The 5,481-nt window shown below is 37.8% G+C and carries 5 protein-coding genes and 1 pseudogene; 2 read left to right on the top strand and 4 right to left on the bottom strand.

Annotation, left to right across the window (positions count from 1 at the left end; translation table 11 throughout):
• Positions 1–185 precede the first annotated feature (185 nt).
• Positions 186–566 (top strand): annotated as a pseudogene (locus FTV42_RS15295) (flavodoxin family protein); the annotation flags it as partial.
• Positions 567–739: 173 nt separating this feature from the next.
• Here FTV42_RS15295 and FTV42_RS15290 read toward each other — a convergent pair.
• Positions 740–1,459: a phytanoyl-CoA dioxygenase family protein gene (locus tag FTV42_RS15290; protein WP_087554354.1), complete on the bottom strand. Its 720-nt coding sequence runs from the start codon at positions 1,457–1,459 to the stop codon at positions 740–742.
• A 173-nt stretch (positions 1,460–1,632) separates the two neighbouring features.
• Between FTV42_RS15290 and FTV42_RS15285 the strand changes: the two genes are divergently transcribed.
• On the top strand, positions 1,633–2,334 hold the full coding sequence (locus FTV42_RS15285; RefSeq protein ID WP_166135753.1) for an IS1-like element ISPa14 family transposase: 702 nt from the start codon (positions 1,633–1,635) through the stop codon (positions 2,332–2,334).
• Between the two features lie 877 nt (positions 2,335–3,211).
• On the opposite strand, the gene FTV42_RS15280 is transcribed toward FTV42_RS15285, so the two are convergent.
• The 3 genes from FTV42_RS15280 to FTV42_RS15270 all read right to left on the bottom strand — a co-directional run.
• The gene (locus FTV42_RS15280; RefSeq protein WP_005268593.1) at positions 3,212–4,027 is read right to left on the bottom strand and encodes a hypothetical protein; all 816 of its coding nucleotides are present in this window, start codon (positions 4,025–4,027) and stop codon (positions 3,212–3,214) included.
• Between the two features lie 81 nt (positions 4,028–4,108).
• Positions 4,109–4,609 (bottom strand): hypothetical protein, encoded by a 501-nt coding sequence (locus FTV42_RS15275; protein ID WP_004282297.1) that lies wholly within the window; start codon positions 4,607–4,609, stop codon positions 4,109–4,111.
• Positions 4,606–5,481, bottom strand: an 876-nt coding sequence (locus FTV42_RS15270) for a MobA/MobL family protein (protein ID WP_180039159.1), incomplete at its 5' end; no start/stop codon positions are given. The genes FTV42_RS15275 and FTV42_RS15270, both read right to left, overlap by 4 nt.

The raw sequence follows: 5,481 nt of genomic DNA, 5'->3' as shown, positions 1-5,481 counted from the left end.
GCCATGTGTGAAAATTTGATATTTTAAAAGTTGCCGATCGGCAACTTTTAGCGGTTTGGGGGATTTATCATTTTCCGACAGCAGGAGGGAATGCACGCTTCCGCGTTTCTCTCCGAGAAACAAAAAAACGGCCTCTGAAAAAGATAAAAATAAGCCCCAAAAGTTGGGGCGTTTTGAAATCTTTTTTAGGTGGTGTCTCTGGCACTTTTAAACAACTCATGGATGCCACAGGTCCATTATGGAAGAAGCAGGCTTTTAAAGGAAAATTAGCCGCAGGATTTACTGTTTCCTCATTACCTGCTGGGGATAAGCAATCGACCCTGATTTCGCTTTTCACCTTTTCGATGCAACACGGTATGGTATGGGTCGGCAACCCTATTTTACCTGAGCAACATCAAGGTGTTCCGTATACGCAAGCAGCCAATCGTCTCGGCTCATGGTCTGGTCTTATGGCACAAGCCGAACATGCCAGTGCGGCAGATGCTTTTGATATTGGCGATATTAAAACCGCTCAGTTATTTGGACAAAACTTTGCATTTCGCTTAAATGCATATCAAGGAACATGATCAAATGAAAGAGTCTAGTCTTTAATTTCCATATGTTTTTTAATCTCGGGCATTACTACATTAAAAACATTAGGTGTTATCAATAGTTTCTTTTCTATGTGAATGTCAGCATGGATTAGGAATATCTCTTATGAAGAAGATCCTGTCAGGATGATGGGTTTTCTTTATTTATCTTACAAATTCTGAAAATATCTATACGTTGCCATCATTCTTATCTTTTTTGCAGCATTTATCGCTGGAGAATGAATAACCCTCATATCCATTAAATACACATCCCCTTGTACGCCAGTTAATTCAATGATCTCTAATTTTTTATTCTGAAAATCAAAAGGCTGATTTAATATTTTCGTACTCAATAAATGATTCAGCTGACTTGAAGAAGATCGTTCAGTTAAATGATGTGAACCTTTCAAAACTAGAGTTCCACCACCATGAGGTTGAATATCATCAATGATTAAAAAAAATTGCAGTGACTCAAAAGCTGTTGAATGTGAATCGACATGCCATTTTAAATCATTCAGTGTCCATTTTTCCTGTTGAGGTAATGTCAGTAGAAGTTGCTGTTTCTGATCAGAGTAAAACTTTTTAGCAAAAATTTTGAATACAACTTCACCCAAAATATCTGAATATTTTTCTAAAGTTTTTGGCTGTTTAACTGTTCTGGACAACATGACAATCTGTTGAAAATGACTCAATTTTTTCAATTCTTTAGAGATTATTTTATTATTTTCATAAATTTTTAAACGTTTCAGTTCTTCAACCAAACTCTCTTTGATTAAATTTACTTCTTTTTTATCAATAAACTGAGATAGCTTAACAATTCCATCAACACTTAAGTCAGTTTTAATTTGTTTTAACTTTATTTGATCCAAATCGGCTCCATTATGATTCATTTTAAAAATTTCCAATCCCTAAGATTCAATCAGCTCTACTTAGGCAATAGCCTTAATAAACCAGCATTTTTTCCATCTTCCAACACCCAAATCGAGCCATTATATGCAGTATGAGGTGGTGTTTCAAAAAGTATGCTGAAACAAAGCAGGTTGAATTTTGATAAAATAGAGAAATGCGAATAACTCTAGAAATCAAATGTCCAACCTGCCTCAGTGACAGTATAAAGAAAAATGGCATCAAAGTAGATGGGAAACAAAACTATCAGTGCAAAGACTGTAAACGTCAGTTTATTGGTGACCATGCTCTGAGCTATCTAGGATGTCATTCAGGCATTACTCGAAAAATATTACAGTTGATGGTCAGAGGTAGTGGTATACGAGATATCGCTGAAGTTGAGCGAATCAGTATCGGTAAAGTTTTACGTACTTTAACCGAATCGACCTACCAAATTCAGCCTAAACAAAGTCATTATGAGTCTCTTGAAGTTGATGAGTTTTGGACTTTTGTGGGAAATAAAAATAATAAACAATGGCTTATTTACGCCTACCATCGAGAAACAGGTGAGATTGTTGCTTATTTTTGGGGTAAAAGAGACTTAGCTACAGTTCAACGATTGAAGGCAAAGCTTAAACAATTAGGTATTCACTACACCCGAATTGCAAGTGATCATTGGGACAGTTTCATAACTGCTTTTAAAAACTGCAAGCAAAGTATTGGTAAATTTTTTACTGTAGGTATTGAAGGTAATAATTGCAAAATAAGGCATCGAATTAGGCGCGGTTTTAGAAGGAGTTGTAATTTTTCAAAAAAGATTGAAAACCATTTTAAAGCTTTCGACTTAACCTTTTTTTACATCAATAATGGCTTCATTTAATGTCAGCATACTTTTTGAAACACCACCCGAAATTTTTATGGGTATCGTGTTAATAGGCTTAGCGTTACGACTTCTCTTAACATTCAACTGAATAGCCTAAGCAGAAAAGTAAAAACAACTACCTCGACTACTAAACACAATAAAAGCTAAAAGCAAGTGCTCTCAACTTCTCAACTCGCCTCCAAAGCGTCGCACTTCGTGCTTTGGCTTTGGAAACGGTTGAGAGAGTTTCGGCAATACTCACCCTAAGGGCAGCCATTTGAAAAAATGACATATCCCCTAAGTATTGCCGATTTACCTGTATATATTTGGCTTCGGAGCCACGTATATCGGTCGTATCCGCACATAGCTTTGCTGACTATGCAGACAAGGACTCAAAGTCTTGCACCTCGCTCCACGCGCTCCCTGTCGTTACATTGCCTGTATCTCTGCGAGGGTTTCCCCAACGTACAACTTAACAAGTCCTATGTAACTACTCCTAACGCTCCGCCTATGTGAAGTTCCCCTGTAAGCGGTTTAGCCTTTCGACTATAGCTACAATACGCCAGTGACACTTATTCCTACCACACGTACTGCATGCCGACCGTAAAACGGACACGCAGAAGCGGGCAAAGCTCGATCTAGGATGCTTATTTGATGGTTTAAAACACGAATTAACGAAGACTTATCATTTTGAGGCTTGATATAAACACTGTTTATTGTGAAAATAGAGTTCAGGTACAAGCCTTTTGGTGAAATCATAACGGTCGCCAAACCTTATGATCTTCGTTACTTGATGTTAGTTCCATCAAATAACTGCGTACCGCTGAATTTACTTGAAAACCCCTCTAAGTTGCAAGACTTAGAGGGGTTTTTGTTTAGAATTTTACATTACAAGTTACTTATTCTTGTTTAAAGCAAATTTTCGCTTCTTAATCACAGTAAGTGGCTTTTCTTGTGGAGCCATATTTTTCTGAATGGTTCCCTGCTTCATCTCTACTGGGACAGCACTATTTTCAGTAGTCTTTGGATTAGATTCTTTAGGCTTTGACTCTGTTGGCTTTTGCAGAGTTGCTTCCTTATTTTTAATTTTTATATAAATTTTATGAGCAACTGTATTGTGCTCCTTAATTTCCCTGTTCTTATCAGCCAATTTTTTATACTGTTCCTTAAAAGGTTTTATAAATTTTTTGATAGCTGATAAGAACACGGCTTCTTCAGGATATATGTCCGCTAATGTCTTAGGTGTTTCCTTTTGCACGAAATTGATGAGATCGGCTGGAAATTTATTAAGAATCTCTGGAGTAGCAAAGCTTACAAAATCATAGTCATGATAAGAAATTACAGCATATCGGGTATTTTTCTTAGTCGGACTTTTAATATAACCTTTGACTGTTGCCTCTCCTTGATCAAGTAACTTTTTCAAATAGAAATCTTTGATTTGGTTTTCTATAAGCGCATTACCTCTATAGAACCTAAGCTTCTGACTGATTTCCGCCTGTTCTTCCAGGTTGTCTTCATCAACAAGTTTTAGCTGTTCGGATTGGTTAAGGAATTGAGCATAATTATATTGAGCCAGTTCGGATGTCCAAATCAGTAACTGATCAAGGTTTTTAGGCATAGGAACTTTCAAATCATTCAAATCAAGCTTTTTAATGGGCGCAAGTTCTTCTTCCTTAAACTCTGTTCTTTCTAAACTTGATTGCTTTAACATAATAATTTCCTTAACTTCCACTAATTTTAAACATAATAAAAATTATAAATGAGTGCTTAGAGCCTTCATTTTCAGATTCAGCTATTTGGGGTCAATAACGCATAAATCCCCATGCTTCCCATAGCCACACTGCTCTTTCATCACTCGGACGCAGGGCTTGGACTCTTCTCCAACGGCACAACTTTGAATATCAAACTGAATACCTTGCTGCCTTAAACTCTCGATCTTTGGAATATTCTCTAAAGGCTTAATATAAGATGCAAATAGCCACGTCATAGTCAGTATGAGAACTGAAAAAACACCTAAGAAAGTGGTGATTAACTTCCATGAAAATTGATCATTGGCTGATTCAATCGAGTTTTTCAAGCGTCCAAGCGCTTTAGCGGTCTTAATAAGTTCTGCTGTACCGTCCTGTAAGCCCTCATTTACCGCTTTTGATATAGTGTGGTGGGTTTGCCCAGCAATAGTGCTTTGAATGTGTTCTTTCGTGATTTGAAGCTCTTTAACGGCCTGATTGACTAGGTTCTGCTGTTGTTCTGCAACTGCCATCAGTGCATATAGCTTTTTTTCATCAGGTGTCATCGGCTCATCCCTCTAAACTTCATTGTTTTCTGTTGCTCTCTTTCTAATTTCTGCTGCTGTTTGTACTGTTCCAAAGCAAGCTGTTTAAAGCTGTCAAAATCAGCCTTAAAGCTCTCAATACCCTGTTTAATTTCTTTATCTGAAATTGGGCTGTTTTTGAGGTCTTTCAGGTCTTTTTTAGGGTCGCCTAAATCTAGTTGCTCAAGCTCTTTATAGGCTATACGTGACTGTTGCAAGGCTTCCCTGATTTCAGGGTCTTTAGCTTGGCTTGGTAATAGTTTCTTTTCGGGTTCTTTCTCTATGCCTTGCTCTTTGTAGCTTCGCATATCAATACGACTGTCAATTTGGTGTTTTTCTAAATGGCTGTTGCATAAATCAGCCCATCTTTGGCGTAGGTCTTTAATATCAGTTTTTCGTTCCTGGTAACCCTTGCCCGTATTGTCTTTTTTAGCTCCGCCACGTTCAGGATTCTTGGCGTTATAGCGTTTGAAATATTGCTCTGGATCTCGTTCGATTCCATCTTGCAGACGTTCATTAAACATGAGGTGAACGTGAGGCTGATCCTTGCCGTCCATTGCTTTAGGGTTATGAATCGCAAATTGATACGGATATTTTGAGCCGATCTCAGACTGAATGAAGTCCTCAACCAGTTCTAGGCGTTGCTCGGCATTCATCTCTCTAGGCAGGGCAATTTCATATTCTCGATAGGTACTGCCATTTTTACGCTCGTAAAGGTCGGCTGCCTGCCAAAAGGTAATCGGATTATGTTCAGCCCATTTCGGCATGTTTCCATAAGCACTATGTTCAAGATCAGTTTCTGCCTGTTCCTGTTTCAGCTTCTTTTCTTCATCCCTATCAATATATTCGGCATG

The organism is Acinetobacter sp. YH16052, from assembly GCF_013417155.1.
In the GTDB taxonomy this organism is placed as follows: Bacteria; Pseudomonadota; Gammaproteobacteria; order Pseudomonadales; family Moraxellaceae; genus Acinetobacter.
The sequence above is the reverse complement of the archived record's forward strand: the minus strand, read 5'-3'. Positions and strand labels throughout refer to the sequence as shown.